Raw genomic sequence first — 16,187 nt, 5'->3', positions numbered from 1 at the left:
CGCTCTCGCTGGCGATCGGCGCCGAGGCGACCTTCGTCGCCCGCACGATCGACTCGGACCGCCAGCACCTGCAGTCGGTGCTGCGGGCGGCGGCCTCGCACGAGGGCACGGCGCTGGTGGAGATCTACCAGAACTGCAACATCTTCAACGACGGCGCGTTCGAGGCCCTGAAGCAGCCCGGCACCCGGGACGAGGCGCTGATCCGGCTGGAGCACGGGCAGCCGATCCGCTTCGGCGCGGACCTGGCCGGCGGCGTGTTCCGCGGCCCGGACGGCGAGCTGTTCACCGCGCCGGTGACCGCGGACAACGAGGCGCGGGTCCTGGTCCACGACGCCCACGCGGCCAACCCGGCCACCGCCTTCGCGCTCTCCCGGATCGCCGACGCCGACACCCTCCACCACACCCCGATCGGCGTCCTGCGCGACGTCCACCGACCCGTCTACAACGAACTGATGGAGCGTCAACTCGCTATTGCTACGCAGCGGACGGGAGCCGGGCGCCTCACCACGCTGCTCACCGGAACCGATTCCTGGACCGTCGTCTGACGACCGAGCACACCCGATCACCCCGGCACAGCACGAACAGACAGGACGAAGACCCATGGCAGTCCCCGGGACCCACGCCCCCATGGCCATCGCCGACATCCACCTCCCCGGTGATCCGCCGCTGGGGCGACGGGACGTAGCCGTCCTGGGATCCACCGGCTCGATCGGCACCCAGGCCGTCGACGTGATCCGCCGCAACCCCGACCGCCTACGCGCCGTGGCACTGGCCGCGGGCACGCGCAACCTGCCACTGCTGGCCCAACAGGCCCTCGACCTCGGTGTCGAGACCGTGGCCACCTCCCGGCGCGAGGCCGCACCGGCCCTGCGCCTGGCCCTGAAGTCCCAGGCGAACGGACGGCGGCTGCCCCGCGTCCTGGCCGGACCGGAGGCCGCCACCCAGGTCGCGGCCATCGGCTGCCACCGCGTCCTGAACGGCATCAGCGGCTCGATCGGACTCGCCCCCACCCTGGCCGCCCTGGAATCCGGGGCACGACTCGTCCTGGCCAACAAGGAGTCCCTGATCGCCGGCGGCCCCCTCGTCCGAAGACTCGCCCGACCCGGCCAGGTGATCCCCGTGGACTCCGAGCACTCCGCACTGCTCCAGTGCCTGCGCGGCGGCCAGCGCCGCGAGGTGCGCCGACTCATCCTGACCGCCAGCGGCGGTCCCTTCCGCGGCTACACCCGGAGCCGACTCGACCGGGTGACGGTCGACCAGGCCCTCGCCCACCCCACCTGGAACATGGGCCCGCTGGTCACCGTCAACTCCGCGACCCTCATGAACAAGGGCCTCGAAGTCATCGAGGCCCACCTCCTCTTCGACGTGCCGCTGTCGCGCATCGCCGTCGTCGTCCACCCGCAGTCCGTCGTGCACTCCATGGTCGAGTACGCCGACGGCTCCACCCTGGCCCAGGCCAGCCCGCCCGACATGCGCATCCCGCTCGCGCTCGGCCTGGGCTGGCCCGACCGGATCCGCGACGCCGCACCCGCCGGCGACTGGTCCACCGCTGCCACCTGGGAGTTCTTCCCGCTGGACACCGAGACCTTCCCCGCCGTCTCCCTCGCCCGTCAGGCAGGCGACGAAGGCGGCCTCGCCCCGGCCGTCCTCAACGCCGCGAACGAGGAATGCGTCCGTCTCTTCCTGACCGGCCGCATCCCGTTCACCGCGATCGTGGACACCGTCCGCCGCGTCCTGCACGCCACCTCCCGCCCCGTCCCCAGCGCCGCCCTCACCCTGGCGGACGTCCGCAAGGCCGAGACCTGGGCCCGCACTCAGGCCAGAGAGCTGTCGACCACATGAACACGGCCACGCCTCCAACGCCCCGTAGCGTCACCGCGACGGCGCCGGGGAAGATCAACGTCCAGCTCTCCGTAGGCGCCCGCCGCCCTGACGGCTACCACGCACTCACCACCGTGTTCCTCGCCGTCGCACTCCACGACACCGTCACGGCCACACTCGCCGCCACCGGGCGAACCACCGTCACCGTCATTGGCACCGACGCACAACGGGTGCCGACGGACGCCACCAACCTCGCCGTACGCGCCGCACAGCTCCTCCGCGAACACCACGGGACCGACGCCGGAGTGGCCCTGCACGTCACCAAGCGGATCCCCGTCGCCGGAGGCATGGCCGGCGGCAGCGCCGACGCCGCCGCCACCCTCCTCGCCTGCAACGCCCTGTGGAACACCCGGGCTACCCCTGCCCAACTCCACGCCCTCGCCACCGAACTGGGCAGCGACGTACCCTTCGCCCTCCTGGGCCACGCCGCCCTCGGCCGGGGCCGCGGCGAGATCCTCACCGACCTGCCCGTCACCGGCCCCCTCCACTGGGTCCTCGCCCTCGCCCACGGAGAACTCGCCACCCCGGCCGTCTACGCGGAACACGACCGCCTCCACACCCTGCGCCCCGCCGACGCCCACCCCAGCCCGCAACCTCCCGCCGATCCGGCCCTGCTCGCCGCGTTGAAGACCGGCGATGCCACCGCACTCGGCGCAGCGCTCGTCAACGACCTCCAACCAGCAGCCCTCTCCCTCCACCCCGCGCTGGCCGCCACCCTCCACACCGGAAGGACCGCAGGCGCCCTGGGTTCGATCGTCTCCGGCTCCGGCCCCACCTGTGCCTTCCTGGCCGCGGACGCCCACACGGCAAAGTCCGTGGCCCGCGCCCTCGCCACCTCCAAGGCCGTCCGCCGCGTCCGCACCGTCAGCGGCCCCGCCCCGGGCGCGCACATCACCACCCGCTGAGCTGGGATTCAACAGCCTCGCGGCGAAGAAAGGTGCCATCGAGGGAGTTCGCCGGGGCTTACCGGACACACGACGGCCGCGCCCGGCCCGTCGGGTGCGCGAACCCGCACGGGCCGTGACGAGGAAACCCGCCTGGCCCGGGCACACCCGTACCGAAGCCGCCAGGCCACGGCGAGGGCCACGCACCGAACCGGCGCAGAGAAGGGCCGGCTCGCCGCGAGCGCGGGGCCGGCGCACAGCGGCCTCCGCCCATCGACCCACGCACCACACCACGATCCGCGACAGGAGTGAAGCCGCACCATGTGGAAGCAACGAGTCACCGTCACTCTTCCGACCTACGAGATACCCCTGCCGGTTCGCCCGGCCCCCTTCGAGCACATGGTGATCCGAAGCGAGGAGCCCTGGGCGAGGCAGATGGGAATCGACGACTCCACCATCGAGTCCTACCATCACGGTCTCAACAGCGGCCGTCTCACCTCACTGGAGTACCCCGCCTCAGGCCTGGAGGACTGCGAGCACCTCAACCGCTGGATGTGGTGGTACTTCTACTACGACGACCAGTTCAACGGCCCGCTCGGCCATGACCTGCCCGGCACCCGACGCACCATCGAGGCCACCCGCGAAGTCTTCCGGGGACGCCGGCCTGAGCACTCGGACCTGCGCAACTGGACGCTCTACCACCTGCGTGGCGAGCTCTTCGCCGCAATGCCGGCACCCTGGTGCGACAGCTTCATCGAGCACTGCGATCTCTGGCTCCACGGCTACCTGTGGGAGACCGGCCTGCGCATCGAGGACCGCATCCCCGGCCTCGCGGAGTTCACGTCCAATCGGCTGTGGACCTCCGGCATGAAGATGACCGTCGACCTCGTCGAGTACGCGGTCCGGGCCACGCCGCCCGAGCGGTTCATCAGGCACAAGGAGATCGATCAGCTCACCACCGACCTGAGCAACATCATCGCGTGGTCCAACGAAATGAACTCGCTGGCCATGGAAACCCAATTCCACCCGGTGAACAACCTGGTCTACGTCTTCTACTGGCATGAGACCCACGACATGCAGGAGGCGGTGGACCGGACCCACGCCCTGTACCAAGCCGTGTGCCGGGACGCCCTCGCCGTCCAGCACCGGCTCCCGGCCATCATGGACGAACTCCAGCTGTCCCGGTCCGAGCAGGGCATTGCCTGGCGCTGGCTGGAAGCGGCGTACCACTGCATCGGCGGTGGCCTGGCCTGGCAGCTGGAAACCGGACGCTACGACACCCCGACCGGCCCCGTCGACATCCCCGTCCCGGAGCTCAACCCCGACCCTGCCGAAGCCTGACCAGGGAAGAAACTGGCCAGACTGACGACACGTCCATCATGCCAAGCCGTACCGGAACCCCCTCGACAGGTCAGCGGCCGATCCGATGGTGTTCCCCGACGCCGACCCGACTACGGCCTACCGCTCCCGGGAAAGGGGAACCCCCGGTGACATCCGCCGTCCCCGACATCGACCAGCTGGCCCCCACCCCGCCGCAGGGCCCCCGGCAGGACCTGGGCGGTGTACCGAGTCGGAGGCTGTCGGTTGCGAGGACCCGCGCATCGTCATCGGGGGCCTTTCTCGATCAGACCGCTGAGCGGGGCGGGACGGCGGTGGGGCGCCAGCGCCACGGAGGCCGGTTCGCGGACGATCACGGCCGGTCGGATTGCTCACGGGCCGTAGGTTCACCCGTCCCGGGTTGTGGCGTCCGCGGAACGGTCAGCCGGGGGACGGCGATCATCGGCAGTGCGTTCGGCCGGGGCATTTCGGCCAGGACCGGCTTGACCGTGGAGCCCGGTGCCGGAACGAGCCGCCAACGGGCGGTGACCGTCGCCACCGAGATGAGCATCTCGGCCCATGCGAACGCTTCGCCCGGGCATTTGTACTTCCCCTTGCCGAAGGGGAAGGGCGTTCCCTGCCGCGATCGGCCGGGGAGCCATCGGTCGGGATCGAACCGCTCCGGGTCCGGGTACGTCCGCGGATCGCGGTGCAGGGCGTACTGGCTGTACGCGACCTCGGTTCCGGCGGGGAACGTGACGCCGCCGAGCGTGACCGTCGAGGTGGCCTTTCGGGTGATCAGTACGAGCGCGTACAGGCGGGTGACCTCCTGCAGCACCCGGTCCAGGTACTCGAGGCGATGCAGGTCGGCGACGTTGACCGGCCCGGTACCGACCACTTCGTCCACTTCGGCCTGGACGCGCGCTTCGATGTCGGGGTGCCGGGCCAGTTCGTGGAAGACCCACGCCAGCGTGGTGGCCGTGGTCTCGGTTCCCGCGAGCAGCAGTGTGATGAGCTGGTCGCGGATCTCCGCATCGGTCATGGCTTCGCCCGTCTCGGTGTCCCGGGCCTCCAGCAGCTTCGTCAGCAGGTCGTCACGGCCGGCCCCGTCGGTACGCGCGTGCCGGATCACCTCGTCGATGATCCGGCGCAGGCGGACGCCTGCGTCGCTGAACCCGCTGTTGAGCGGGATCGGAAGCCGGTCGAGGACCGCGGGGGCGACCGCCCGCACGACCACACCCCGTGACAGGACTTGCAGGGACCGCCACACCTCATCGAGCGCGGCCTGGCTGAGCCCGGAGGAGAAGAGCGACTCGGCCACGATCCCCGCGGTCAGCTCGTGCATCGCCCGGTCCACCCTGACGATCTCGTCCGGCTGCCAGGACATCGCCAAGGACCGCGCACGCCGTTCCATGACCTGGGCGTAGACCGCCGTGATGCGCGTGCGGTGAAGCGCGGGTTGCACCAGTCGCCGCTGGCGGGCGTTCACCTCGCTGTCGGTCGTCGCCAGCCCGTCGCCGAGGGCAGCGCGGGCCCGCTCGAAGAACCTGCCCTTGCCGAACACCCGGGCGTGGGTCACCAGGGCCTGGTGGACGAGGTCCGGGGTGGTGAGGAAGTACACGGGCAGGCAGCCCAGGTCGACCCGCACGATGTCCCCGGCGTGCTCCACCGACTGCAGGAACGCCAGCGGATCGAGCCACAGCTGCAGCAGATGGCCGATCAGGGGTACGCGCCCGGGCAGCGTGGGCACCTGCGTCAGACTGCGGGGTCCACCGCCCTGCGGAGGCGGTGTCTGGCGGGAGGGTTCCGGGTTCATGCGGGACTCCTAGAGGAGCAGGCGTGGCGAGCGGGAGCGGCCCGGCACCGTGCGAGGTGTCCTGGGTGTGGGGCGACGGGGTTCACGGGGTGAGGTGCTGCCACCACCAGGCGATGGAGGGGTAGCTCAGCGGGGCGGGGTCGAGTCCGGGCGGCGGGCTGGCGGTGACCTCCAGGGCGGGGGCGGCCATCGCGTAGCGCGGGTTGTCGCGGTGCCAGTGGACGACGTTGGCGACCATGTTGCCGAGGTCGGTGAGGAAGTGCCGCAGCTGCGGGCTTGCGTGGGCGGCCAGTTGGTCGCGCAGCCCGAGGAAGAGGGCCATGCTGCGGTTCCAGATGGTGATGGCCTGGACGACGGCCTGGGCCTGGGTGCAGCCCAGTTCGTTCATGAGGCCGATGACGAGGTTGTTCTGTCCGTCCACGGCGCGGGCGTCCTTGGCGAAGGAGGAGAGGTCGTTGATCCACAGCAGGAGCAGGCCGACGATCTCCCGCAGGGCCCGCAGGGCGGGGTCGTCGTACTCCCGTGCGGGCATCTCCTGGGCGTTGCAGACCTCGATCATGGCGAAGAAGGCCTCGAACCCGGACACGCCCAGGCGCAGGACCAGTTGGGTGTTGAGGTCGGGCAGGTGGTCCCGCAGCCGGTAGCTCGCCTCCCAGGGGATGCACTGGTGGTAGATGCGGTAACCGGCGGTGAGACGGTTGTACTGCAGCGGTGTGGCGAAGTCCCGGAAGGTGCGGACGATGTCGAGGTAGGCGGGCATGAACGGGGTGTCCAGCAGGGCCGTGTCCGGAGCCTCCAACGCCCGCTGCATCGCGCCGCACACGTCGATGACGTCGTGCAGGGACGGGCAGGCTTCGAACCAGTCGTCCAGGGCGAAGGCGTAGAAGTACCAGCGGCCGGTGGCTTCCAGGCGTTCGGCGTGTCCCTGGGGACTGCTGTTGGCCACGAAGGCCGCGGCCCGCTCGGCCGGGTCCTGCGGGATGGGGCAGTGGTTCATCCACTGCGCCGCCCGCTTGTCGATCACGTCGGCTTCCGGGTGCGAGGACGGCTCCAGCGGACAGTAGAGCGGCGGCAGCCTGAACGCCGCGGAGGAACTGTGCGCGGATGTCCCGGTCATGGGTACCCCTTTGCTGCGGAACATGCGGAACGTGCGGACGGTGGCGGTGGTGAGGGGCCGGCCCGAGGGGTTCAGTGGGTCGGTCGCCGGCTTCCCCCGGTCAGGCTGAGGGCCTCGTCGAGGAGGGCTTCGACGATCCGGTTCTCGGGGACGGTGCGGATCGGCACGTTCACTGCCTGGGCGGCGTGGGCGATCTCGCGGACCTTGTCGTCGAACTTGCGGATGTTGCCGGGGTTGACGCGCACCGCGGCGCAGCCGGCGGCGGTGATCTCGGCGATCTGCCGGAGCGTGGCGTCGACGTCGGCGGTCGGGGTGGTGGTCATGGTCTGGACGGAGATGGGTGCGTCGCCGCCCACGGGGACGGTGCCGACGTGGATCTTCCGGCAGTGGCGGCGTGTTGGGGTGCGCGGGGCGGTTGGGGAAGCCCCAGATCGGTCGAGGCCATGGTCGCTCCTGCGGGCTCGGGAGGGTGGTGCCGGCGAGGGAGTCGGGGGCGGCCTTGGTGGTGCTCGGGGTGTTCCGGCCGGTGGGGCGGGGAGTTCGCGGGTCAGTGGTCGCGGCGGCTGATCATCTCGGCCAGGGTGGCGAGCTCGGCGGCCGCCGCGGGCGTGGGCCGGGCCAGGGCGAGGTGCTCGTGGGCGTCGGCGCTGTGGCGGCGGGCCCGGTACAGGGTCCAGTCCCTGGCGCCGGTCTGCTCGATCAGCTTGGCCGCGTGGCGGCACTCCTCGTCGCCTGGCGGGGTGCTCTGGCGGTAGAGGCCGCGCAGGGCTTCGGCCTGCGGGGTGTGTCCGGCCATGGCGGCAGCCACCGGCAGGGAGACCTTGCGCCGTCGCAGGTCGGACAGCGCGGGTTTGCCGGTGGCCTGCTCGTCGCCCCAGATGCCGAGCAGGTCGTCGATGCACTGGAAGGCGATGCCCAGGTGTCGGCCGAAGGCCCGCAGGTGGGCGGCGCGCTGCGGGTCGGCGCCGCCGGCGATGGCGCCCAGCGCGCAGGCGGCGGCGAAGAGTTCGCCGGTCTTGCCCGCCGCCACCGCCAGGGCCCGGTCCTCGCTGACGTCGGTACCGGTCTCCAGGAGGATGTCGAGGTACTCGCCCTCGATCAGCAGTTGGACGCTCTCCAGGAGGACGGGGATCGTCTGTTCCGCGCGGGGGGCCTCGGCCAGGGCCCGGACGGCGGCGAAGAACAGGGCGTCGCCGGCGAGGATCGCCGCCGGGATCCCCTTGGCCGCCCACAGGGCGGGTCGGTGGCGGCGCATCCGGTCGTGGTCGATGATGTCGTCGTGCAGCAGGCTGGCGTTGTGGACGAGTTCCACGGCCACGGCCCCGGGACGGGCCGCTGCCGGGTCGCCGCCGACGGCCCGGCAGGCCAGGAGGGTGAGGGCCGGGCGCAGGGCCTTGCCGTCGCCCTGGTGGTCGAGGTGGACGCGGTCGTCGGTCCACCAGCCGAAGTGCAGCCCGGCGAGGTGACGGATGTGCGCGGGCAGGCGGTTGACCTGGGTGCGGATCAACGGCCTGACGGTGTCCGCGCTGTGTGCCAGGATGCGTTCGCAGTCGCGGGGTTCGTCGGACACCGGGCCTCGCCTTCGAGTGGCAGTGCGTCAGGATCGGGCGGGAGGCGGCGGGTCCGGCCGGGCACGACGGGTCCTTGCCGGCCGCTTTCGTAAGCGTTCAGCGCGATGGTCCCTATGCCAACAGATCCACAGCTGCCCCGGTACGGCGTGCGGCCCGAACATCGGAGCACGGCCGGCTCCGGCTCGCGCCCTCGTCCCGGCCCCCACGCCTACACCCGTCGCACCACAGGTCGGTGGCCGCCGGAACCATGAGACGGGCCATCCCCTCCATGAACATCCCTGGCGGGGAAGGCATTTGGGGCCGACGGCGCGCGCCTGGGTCCGGCGCGGCCCCGTGTCGACCGTCGCGCGGCCGACCCGGCGGCCCCGTTCCCGTCTTCGCGTTACCACCCGATCCCGCGGACTTCCCACGGGTGTCGGGGCGGCGGGAAACGGTCGCGGCCGGGGCAGCGGGCGCGTGTACGGCGCGCTCTGCGCCGGCAGCCGGAACACGATGCCTCCCGAGCCCCCCGCACGCGGGGTTGCCACCGAGGTGCGTACTGGCGTGCACTCAGAGAACTGAACGCTTTCCGTCCGAACCTTCGGCCACCGACCCGGAGGATCGCGGGCGGTCAGGCCTTCTCGCGTGCTCACACCCCAGCAGTGAGGAACACCCCCTCATGAGTGAGTCCCGGCCGCGACGCGGCATCATCCGGTCCCTGCGCACCATCGTCGACGACGCCAAAGAGATCGCCGACGAACTCATCGAGCGCGCGGCGGAGCTGGAGTGCAACCTCCGTGACGCCATCATCGACCTGCTGGAGGAGAACGACCTGTTGAAGGAGAACACGGGAGGCAAGCCCTCCGATGACACCCCTCGTCGCCCTGCGGGCGGCGGGGGCGAGAGAGACGAAGGGGCGGAGCTGGCGGGCCTGCGGGCGGAACTGGCCGCCCTGCGGGAAGAGCTCGCCCGCCTGTCCAAGGCTTCGCCGACACATGACTGACCCGAAGAACCACAACGGGGTCGGCAGTGCCGGTGTGTCCGGCCCGCCGACCGACGCGGAGGTGGAACGCCAGCTGGTCCGGGCAGAGAACGGGCTGCTGGTGGACGCGCTCACCTACCGGCCGGTCTCCCTGGCCGAGCTGGCCGACGACGTGCGCAGCGGTCTCCGGTTCCGGGCCCGGGACAGCAGCGGCGGCGAGTGCACCTACCAGGTCCTCGTCCAGGCACTCCTCGCCACACTCGTGCCCGGGCCGACAGCGGGCGCAGCGGAACTGTTGTCCGCCGCCGTCCGCGACGGCCTCCCGACCGGCCGGACCACGTAGGACACCGGACAAGAGACAGACGAAACGGCACCGGGCAACCGGGGGGAAAGCCGGGGCAACGCGGCTCTCTCCTTGCTCGACGCGCTGTTCCCGGTATCGGCCCGTACGTGGCCGCCCTGTCTCTGGAGGCTGTGTGTCCGCTCGTGCGCTCTACGTCTCGGGGGTCCTGGGGCGTCTGCTCGCCGACGAGTTGCGGCGCCCCGGGCGCAAGGGCAGCGGGAAGCACGAGGAGGAGAGCGGGCGGGCGCGGGCGGTGCGGGAGGCCTTGCAGTCGCTGGGCCCCTTCTACATCAAGGTCGGCCAGATCCTCTCCACCCGCCCCGACTTCGTGCCCGAGGCGATGATCGAGGAACTCCGCCTGCTCCACGACCAGGTCACCCCGCTCCCCTTCGACGTCTTCGAGCCCGTCCTGGCCGCCGAGTTCGGCCCCCGCTGGCCGCGCCTGTTCCGCGACATCGACACCGAAACGCCGCTCGGCGCAGCGTCGCTGGCCCAGGTCTACCGCGCCGATCTGGCGGACGGCACGGCGGCGGCGGTGAAGATTCAGCGCCCCGGTGTCGCCCAGGTCATGGCCCAGGACATGGCCGTTCTGCGCCGCGCGGCGCGTCTGGTCGTCCGGGCAGCGCCCCGCTTCACCGCGGTCGTCGACGTGCCGGCCATGCTCGGCGTGCTCTTCGACGCCATGCGGGACGAGAGCGACTTCCGTCGGGAGGCCGCCAACATGCGCCACGCCCTCGGCTTGACCGCCGAGTTCAAGCACCTCACCGTCCCACGGGTCCTCCTCACCCCCACCCGGCGGGTCCTGGTGCAGTCGCTGGCCCCCGGCACGTCCGTACGCGACGCCGACCCCGCCGCGTTCACCGCCGACGAGCGCACCGGCATCGCCCGGGACCTGATGGCGTTCATGTACCGCGGGTACTTCCTCGACCGCTACTTCCACGCCGACCCCCACCCCGGCAACCTGTTCGTCGCCCCCGGCCACCCCGCCCACCTGATCGACTGGGGCATGGTCGGCCGCATCGATGCCACCATCAGCCGAAGCCTCGTCCTCGTCCTGCTCAATGCCGCCGCAGGCGACGGCCCCGGCCTGGCACGGACCTGGGCCGAGATGGGCAACCCCACCCCCTGGGCCGACCTCGCCGGATTCCGCACCGACATGAGCGCCCTCGTCCCGAAAGTCACCTCCGCATCCCTGGACGATCTCGACTTCGGTGTCACCCTCACCGCCGTCCTCGTCTGCGCCACCCGCCGCGGCATCCGCTCCAGCCCCGTCATCGCCCTCCTCGGCAAATCCTTCGCCAACCTCGAAGGATCCATCCGCCACCTCTGCCCCGAACTCTCCATCACCGACGTCTTCGCCGACAACCTGCGCACCATCATCTTCGGCCTCACCCGCGAGACCCTCTCCGAACAGCAAGCCGCCCGCACCGCCCTCGAACTCATCATCGCCGCCCCCGGCACCCTCCAACAGGGACGCGGCATCCTGCGCAACCTCGCCGACAACGACCTCACCCTGAGCATCACCAACACCACGGACCGGCCGGACCACAGCCACACCCACGCCGCACTCATCCTCGCCGCCGCCATCATCTGGGCCGCCAGACACAGAAGATGACCCCGCTCCCGACCACGGCACCTCCGACACGTCCGGATGCGGAGCACGACCCCGGCCAGACCTCCACCGTCACCGGCTCTGCCGCACGACCGAACACGGAAGCGCCGCCAGTGGGACGACGGCGCTCTCGCCGCTGCGCAGGTGTCGTACGCCGGAATCCTGACGATCCCGCGCGGTTCCAGGGCAGGCCGGGTAGCGCCCGGCCGCCGCTTCTCGATCCGGGGCGCCGCCCGGGAGGCTCGCCTCCCGGAGCCGGCCAGACCGGCTTGCGGTCCGAGGAGGTCACTTCCGGCACGGTCACGCGGCCGGGCGAGGGCGGCGAGGGTGCAGGTGCAACGCCGATCGGTGCCGGGGCGGGCTTCCGGGGCGTGGTCGACCTGGCTTCGTCAGGACCTTTGGGGCCTTGGCGCCAAGCCATTCCTGTACAGGGCCTCGGCCTCGGCCCGAGCCGCCGGGGAGAGCGGGAGGTGGTCCTTGCCACGCGGGCAGGGTGGGGCCTCGACACGGGGCGGGCGGACCGGGCGTTCCAACATGATGGCCCTGTCGCGGTCGACCAGCCTCAGCCCAGCACCCTGCGGCGCCAGTGCGTAGCAGGCGATGACCGCTCCGCTCGCGGCGGTGATCGACAGGAACGATTCCCCGAGGCGTCGCCGGACGTGCACTTCCGCGCCGGCCAGATCGGCCGAGACCGCGTAGAAGTTCCCGCGATAGGGCACCAAGCCCTGCGGCATGACAGTGCGGTCGACGCAGCTCTGGAGCGGGTACGGGGTGCCCGGCAGGTCCAGCAGAGCCGTCGCCGGAGCCGACTGGTCCGGGTCGCCGACCGTGCGGCCGCGGCCGTCCAGGGCGGACGCGTACCGGTCGAGGCTCTCCTGGGCACTCCAGAGGGAGCGACCGTCCGGAACGGTGAGCCACCAGTTCTGGACGGTGGCGCGATGGGCCGCGTCCATGGCACTGACCCGGTCGGACCGGCAGACCTTGACCGTCACGCCGTAGTACTTGGCCACCCGCGCGAAGGCCGGCGTCACCCGACCGGTGTCCACGCACCACACGGTCGGCGACCGGCGGAACCGCCAGCATCCGGTGGTACCGCCCAGCCGCCGCAGCACCTGGTCGATCCCCTCGACGAGCTGCGGGAGTTCTCCGCCTTCGACGATCACGGCGCGCCAACGATCCAGCCGGGCGACCGAGCCCAGTAGCAGACGGGCCGGGCTCCTGCCGTCCCACTCCGCCGGTGGCCCGGGAAGCTCCAGCCACTCGAACCGGACCTTCTCGTCCGCCGGACGCGGGGCAACACCGCCGTCACCGAACCCGGCTGAGCCGCAGAACTCGCAGGCCGGCCGGACCCGGTGCTTGCGTACGGCCCGGGTGAAGGTCGAATATCCACCCGGATAGCCCAGCGCCGTGACCTCGTCGAACAGCGTGGATGCCGGCAGGTGCGGATCGTCCGCGAGTCGCTGCCGGCAGTACGGGAGGAAAGCGGAGAGCTGGTCCTGGGCCGAGCTGCGGATCCCCACGGTCCGCTCCCCGCGGAGGTAGAGCCTTACCGTCTTGCGGTCATGCCCCAGGTGCCGGGCGATGGCCGAGATGGACCATCCCTGCAGGTGCAGGTCCCGCACATTCTCGTATTCCTCCTTGGTGAGCATCCGCTGCTCCTCACAACCTGGACTTCACTCGCAGGCGGGGCCCGAATTTGAGCGATCCCCGTACGGCCGCAAATGCTACACGACCACTCCGAACGAATAGAGGGAGGATCGAGCGCCGGGCGTGCGCCCTGGGGAATTTCAGGGAGCGCCGCCATCGAGATGAATTACGCCACGGCCCGCATCTCCGGGGAGGTTTGACGAGCCGCACCGGAAACTCATATGGGACGACGCCCATATTCCACGGTAATCGGCCGGCGGGCAGCGGCTCACTGAACCGACCATTTGCCACCCGGGAGGCAGGTGGAAATCAGGATTCACCGGAAATCCATTTTCCGGCACCGAAAGTAAAGGGCCGGTCATGTGAGTCCGCAGGTAGCGGCGGTACCAAGGGCGCGGGTCAGGCCGTCACGAACGCGGCAAAGCTCCGGTCGAACATCGAGAACCGGGTCCACTCCGACCACGACACCGCCTTCACCACTGGTGCCGGCACACCTCCCACTGGCCCTTCACGCGCCCGCTCGACCGCCTGGACATCCCCCAGGGGCCCGTCTGCACCAACACAGGAATTTGCGACAGCCCGGGCGGGCCCCGGAACGCAGCCGGGCCTGAACCAGTCCGGGTATTTTCGGAGAGCGCCGGAATGCTGAATATGGAACGACGCCCGGATGCCGGATACGCATCCCGGCAGCCATTTCGTTGATGGGGCATGAGTTCAATGTGCCAACCAATGACTCTGCCGCACCGTCTGCCGAAGGAGCCGGCAACCAGGCTCGGCGAGTGGTTCTTCGTCCCGGATCGGCGGAACCCGGCGGGTGACGTACGGATCGGCTACTTGTCATGCAACGGCGAACGGGTCGTCCTGCAGCACTGCTCCAGCTACCTGGCCGACTTCCTGCGGACGCTCCGTCAGCTCGAGGAGGACTTCGCCAGACGCTGTGGCGCGGAGCCGGTCCCGACCGGCGCATGACGACCGAGATGCGCGCCGGACGGGCAACCGTCGCCCGGCGGAGACGGCAAGGACATGGAGGGCGCCGTGTATGACCCGAGAGCCGCTTTCCTCCCCCCGCAGGGTGGCGCCACCCAGTTCGAACCGGAGGACTCGCCCACGTACCCGACCATCGAAGCCTTGGGCACCTGGGACCCGGAGAGTCCCTTCGTCCCGCACCCCCGCGCTCCCGTCAGCGATCCAGGCCTGTCCGGCGCCGACCCCAGACGCCCGATCTCCCGACACCGACGGCGCACGCCCCCCGCTGAGGCCACCTGGTCACAGGTCCTCGGCTCGCTGTTCGTGGCACTCAGCACCATGACCGTCATCGCGGTGTGCGTGCTGGGCTGGTTACTCGCCTACGACCCGCTGCGCAACCTGGCGCTCAATCGAGCGCCGAGCGGACTTCCTCACCTGTGGCCGCTGGTCATCTACGGGCCGTGGCTGGTGGGCTGCCTGTCGGTACTGCACGCCGCGCTGGACGGACGTCGGCCCGTGCACTCGTGGGTCGTGGTGGTCGCCTTCTCCGCCACGGCGGCCGGCCTGTGCGTGGCCGACGCCTCACCGACCATCCCCGATGTGATCGTCGCAGGCCTGCCACCGATCACCGGGGTGGTTTCGCTGCACCAGTTGGTGCGTCAACTCCTCTCCGGAAAACGACCGCAACGCCCCACCTCTCACAAGGCGGGCCCCTCAAGACGGGTGCGGCGATGACAGCCAAGACCCGAGCGGCTTCCTGAAGTGCGGCTCGTCGAGCAGCATTGGCTCGACGTCATCCGCGCGGGTTTCGAGCGGTACGGCTCCTGCTCGGTCGAGACGCCGTCCGTGGAGTCGCTCGACGCGCTGGTGGCGAAGGGCGAGACCTCGCAGGAGGTCTACCCGCTGCGCCGGCTCCAGGAGGACCCGAACGACGCCTCGGACGCCGAGCTGGGCCTGCACTTCGACCAGGACGAGCCGATCAGGCCGTCGGCCGGGAGGGATACCGGTATATGATCTGTGTCCTTTGCACATCACCGTGCCTCATCCTGTCTGATTCCCGCGAGGAGGATTGTGTCGACCAGGTCTGGTTCCACGCGTGAGCCCATTGCCGATCGCATGTACCGGGTGCTGCTCGATCAGTTCATCGCCGGCGAACGGGTCGCGGGTTCGCCGTTGAACATCGGCGCGCTCTCGCGTGAGCTCGACGTCAGTCAGACGCCCCTACGCGAGGCGCTGGCACGGCTTGAGCACACCGGTCTGGTCCGGCGCGAGGCCCTCAAGGGGTACCGGGTCGCCGACGCGCTGAGCGAGCGGGAGATCGGGAAGCTGTTCGAGGCACGGCTGGTGCTCGAACCCGCGCTCACCCTGGAGGCCGGACTGCGGACCACGCCGGAGTTCCTGGACACCCTGCGCGCCGCCGTCGACGACCTGGACCACTCGGCGTCCAGCGCGGACACCCGTACCGAGGGGTTCCAGCACTACTGGACGGCCGACGACACCTTCCACCGGCTGATCGCCGCGCAGAGCGGCAACCCCTTCCTCGAACAGGCGCTGCTCGCGCTCGGCGGGCATGTGCAGCGTTTCCGGCTGTTCAGCAAGCGCGGGCAGACGAGTGCCGCCCACGCGGCCGGAGAACACCGGATGGTCTATGAGGCCCTGCGACGCCGGGATGCGGAAGGGGCGGCCGAACTGATGCGACGCCACCTCGCGAGCGCGAAGGACCGGATCCAGACGGCTGCCCCCGGCGAGCACTGAGTACCGGGCCGGAGAACACCGACCCGGTTACCGGATCAGTACGTGGTGACCGGGTCGAGCAGGGTGCGCGTGTAGGCCTCGGCGGCGAGCGGCCCGCGCAGGTGGGCGAGCAGCGAGCGGGCCGCGGCGGCTCCGGCCGAGCGGGCGGTGCGGGTGCTGACGATCGCCGAGAACTGGCTGTAGTGCTGCACCTCTTCGGGGAGCGGGGGGGGGGGGGGGGGGAGGGGGGAGGGGAGGGGGGGGGGGGGGGGGGGGGGGGGGGGGGGGGGGGGGGGGGGGGGGGGGGGGGGGGGAGGGGGGGGAGGGGGTGGGGTGGG

Annotated in this window: 15 protein-coding genes and 2 pseudogenes; 11 read left to right on the top strand and 6 right to left on the bottom strand. The window is 71.0% G+C overall.

The annotated features are described in order from the left end of the window. The 4 genes and pseudogenes from AC07AL_RS35890 to AC07AL_RS35875 form a co-directional block, all read left to right on the top strand. Positions 1–545 (top strand): annotated as a pseudogene (locus AC07AL_RS35890) (2-oxoacid:ferredoxin oxidoreductase subunit beta); the annotation flags it as partial. 55 nt (positions 546–600) lie between these two features. Continuing rightward, a complete protein-coding gene (dxr, locus tag AC07AL_RS35885) occupies positions 601–1,842 on the top strand; it encodes a 1-deoxy-D-xylulose-5-phosphate reductoisomerase (RefSeq protein ID WP_478319418.1) in 1,242 nt (413 codons plus the stop codon). After that, positions 1,839–2,786 carry a 4-(cytidine 5'-diphospho)-2-C-methyl-D-erythritol kinase gene (locus AC07AL_RS35880; RefSeq protein WP_478319417.1) on the top strand — a complete coding sequence of 316 codons (948 nt, stop codon included), beginning with the start codon at positions 1,839–1,841 and terminating at the stop codon, positions 2,784–2,786. Before dxr ends, AC07AL_RS35880 begins: the two co-directional genes overlap by 4 nt. Before the next feature lie 300 nt (positions 2,787–3,086). Then, on the top strand, positions 3,087–4,106 hold the full coding sequence (locus AC07AL_RS35875; protein ID WP_363589588.1) for a terpene synthase family protein: 1,020 nt from the start codon (positions 3,087–3,089) through the stop codon (positions 4,104–4,106). Positions 4,107–4,455: 349 nt separating this feature from the next. Here the strand turns inward: AC07AL_RS35875 and AC07AL_RS35870 are convergent, their stop codons facing one another. The 4 genes and pseudogenes from AC07AL_RS35870 to AC07AL_RS35855 form a co-directional block, all read right to left on the bottom strand. Beyond that, positions 4,456–5,832: a cytochrome P450 gene (locus tag AC07AL_RS35870; protein WP_363589586.1), complete on the bottom strand. Its 1,377-nt coding sequence runs from the start codon at positions 5,830–5,832 to the stop codon at positions 4,456–4,458. 148 nt (positions 5,833–5,980) lie between these two features. After that, entirely contained in the window at positions 5,981–7,015 is a 1,035-nt protein-coding gene (locus AC07AL_RS35865) for a terpene synthase family protein (RefSeq protein WP_400989879.1), read from the bottom strand. A 155-nt stretch (positions 7,016–7,170) separates the two neighbouring features. Further along, positions 7,171–7,460, bottom strand: a pseudogene (locus AC07AL_RS35860) (flavodoxin-dependent (E)-4-hydroxy-3-methylbut-2-enyl-diphosphate synthase); the annotation flags it as partial. Positions 7,461–7,562: 102 nt separating this feature from the next. Beyond that, complete coding sequence (locus AC07AL_RS35855; RefSeq protein WP_478319416.1) at positions 7,563–8,585, bottom strand: polyprenyl synthetase family protein; 1,023 nt, start codon at positions 8,583–8,585, stop codon at positions 7,563–7,565. A gap of 659 nt (positions 8,586–9,244) precedes the next feature. On the opposite strand from AC07AL_RS35855, the gene AC07AL_RS35850 reads away from it, so the two are divergent. The 3 genes from AC07AL_RS35850 (at position 9,245) to AC07AL_RS35840 (ending at position 11,505) form a co-directional block, all read left to right on the top strand. Beyond that, positions 9,245–9,568, top strand: a complete 324-nt coding sequence (locus tag AC07AL_RS35850; RefSeq protein ID WP_478319415.1) for a hypothetical protein — start codon at positions 9,245–9,247, stop codon at positions 9,566–9,568. Further along, entirely contained in the window at positions 9,561–9,890 is a 330-nt protein-coding gene (locus AC07AL_RS35845; protein WP_363589716.1) for a hypothetical protein, read from the top strand. Before AC07AL_RS35850 ends, AC07AL_RS35845 begins: the two co-directional genes overlap by 8 nt. A gap of 133 nt (positions 9,891–10,023) precedes the next feature. Continuing rightward, positions 10,024–11,505 (top strand): ABC1 kinase family protein, encoded by a 1,482-nt coding sequence (locus tag AC07AL_RS35840; protein ID WP_478319414.1) that lies wholly within the window; start codon positions 10,024–10,026, stop codon positions 11,503–11,505. Positions 11,506–11,891: 386 nt separating this feature from the next. On the opposite strand, the gene AC07AL_RS35835 is transcribed toward AC07AL_RS35840, so the two are convergent. Continuing rightward, positions 11,892–13,151 (bottom strand): terminase gpP N-terminus-related DNA-binding protein, encoded by a 1,260-nt coding sequence (locus AC07AL_RS35835; protein WP_478319413.1) that lies wholly within the window; start codon positions 13,149–13,151, stop codon positions 11,892–11,894. Between the two features lie 727 nt (positions 13,152–13,878). Between AC07AL_RS35835 and AC07AL_RS35830 the strand changes: the two genes are divergently transcribed. From AC07AL_RS35830 to AC07AL_RS35815, 4 genes are all read left to right on the top strand, one after another. Next, entirely contained in the window at positions 13,879–14,118 is a 240-nt protein-coding gene (locus AC07AL_RS35830; RefSeq protein WP_363633339.1) for a hypothetical protein, read from the top strand. A gap of 321 nt (positions 14,119–14,439) precedes the next feature. Beyond that, complete coding sequence (locus AC07AL_RS35825) at positions 14,440–14,850, top strand: DUF2637 domain-containing protein (protein ID WP_363589274.1); 411 nt, start codon at positions 14,440–14,442, stop codon at positions 14,848–14,850. A 27-nt stretch (positions 14,851–14,877) separates the two neighbouring features. Then, positions 14,878–15,129, top strand: coding sequence for a class-II aminoacyl-tRNA synthetase family protein (locus AC07AL_RS35820; RefSeq protein WP_400845406.1), 252 nt, complete (start codon positions 14,878–14,880; stop codon positions 15,127–15,129). 102 nt (positions 15,130–15,231) lie between these two features. Continuing rightward, positions 15,232–15,870 carry a GntR family transcriptional regulator gene (locus AC07AL_RS35815; RefSeq protein WP_363589270.1) on the top strand — a complete coding sequence of 213 codons (639 nt, stop codon included), beginning with the start codon at positions 15,232–15,234 and terminating at the stop codon, positions 15,868–15,870. Positions 15,871–15,905: 35 nt separating this feature from the next. Here the strand turns inward: AC07AL_RS35815 and AC07AL_RS35810 are convergent, their stop codons facing one another. Next, positions 15,906–16,061: a hypothetical protein gene (locus tag AC07AL_RS35810; protein WP_478319412.1), complete on the bottom strand. Its 156-nt coding sequence runs from the start codon at positions 16,059–16,061 to the stop codon at positions 15,906–15,908. Between the last annotated feature and the right edge of the window lie 126 nt (positions 16,062–16,187).

The sequence above is a fragment of the Kitasatospora sp. NPDC043949 genome (genome assembly GCF_056435365.1).
The sequence above is the reverse complement of the archived record's forward strand: the minus strand, read 5'-3'. Positions and strand labels throughout refer to the sequence as shown.

Coding starts and splice junctions, on each gene's coding strand:
- dxr (WP_478319418.1), top strand. CDS start 601: ATGGCAGTCCCCGGGACCCACGCCCCCATGGCCATCGCCGACATCCAC.
- AC07AL_RS35880 (WP_478319417.1), top strand. CDS start 1,839: ATGAACACGGCCACGCCTCCAACGCCCCGTAGCGTCACCGCGACGGCG.
- AC07AL_RS35875 (WP_363589588.1), top strand. CDS start 3,087: ATGTGGAAGCAACGAGTCACCGTCACTCTTCCGACCTACGAGATACCC.
- AC07AL_RS35865 (WP_400989879.1), bottom strand. CDS start 7,015: ATGACCGGGACATCCGCGCACAGTTCCTCCGCGGCGTTCAGGCTGCCG.
- AC07AL_RS35850 (WP_478319415.1), top strand. CDS start 9,245: ATGAGTGAGTCCCGGCCGCGACGCGGCATCATCCGGTCCCTGCGCACC.
- AC07AL_RS35845 (WP_363589716.1), top strand. CDS start 9,561: ATGACTGACCCGAAGAACCACAACGGGGTCGGCAGTGCCGGTGTGTCC.
- AC07AL_RS35835 (WP_478319413.1), bottom strand. CDS start 13,151: ATGCTCACCAAGGAGGAATACGAGAATGTGCGGGACCTGCACCTGCAG.
- AC07AL_RS35830 (WP_363633339.1), top strand. CDS start 13,879: ATGACTCTGCCGCACCGTCTGCCGAAGGAGCCGGCAACCAGGCTCGGC.
- AC07AL_RS35815 (WP_363589270.1), top strand. CDS start 15,232: ATGTACCGGGTGCTGCTCGATCAGTTCATCGCCGGCGAACGGGTCGCG.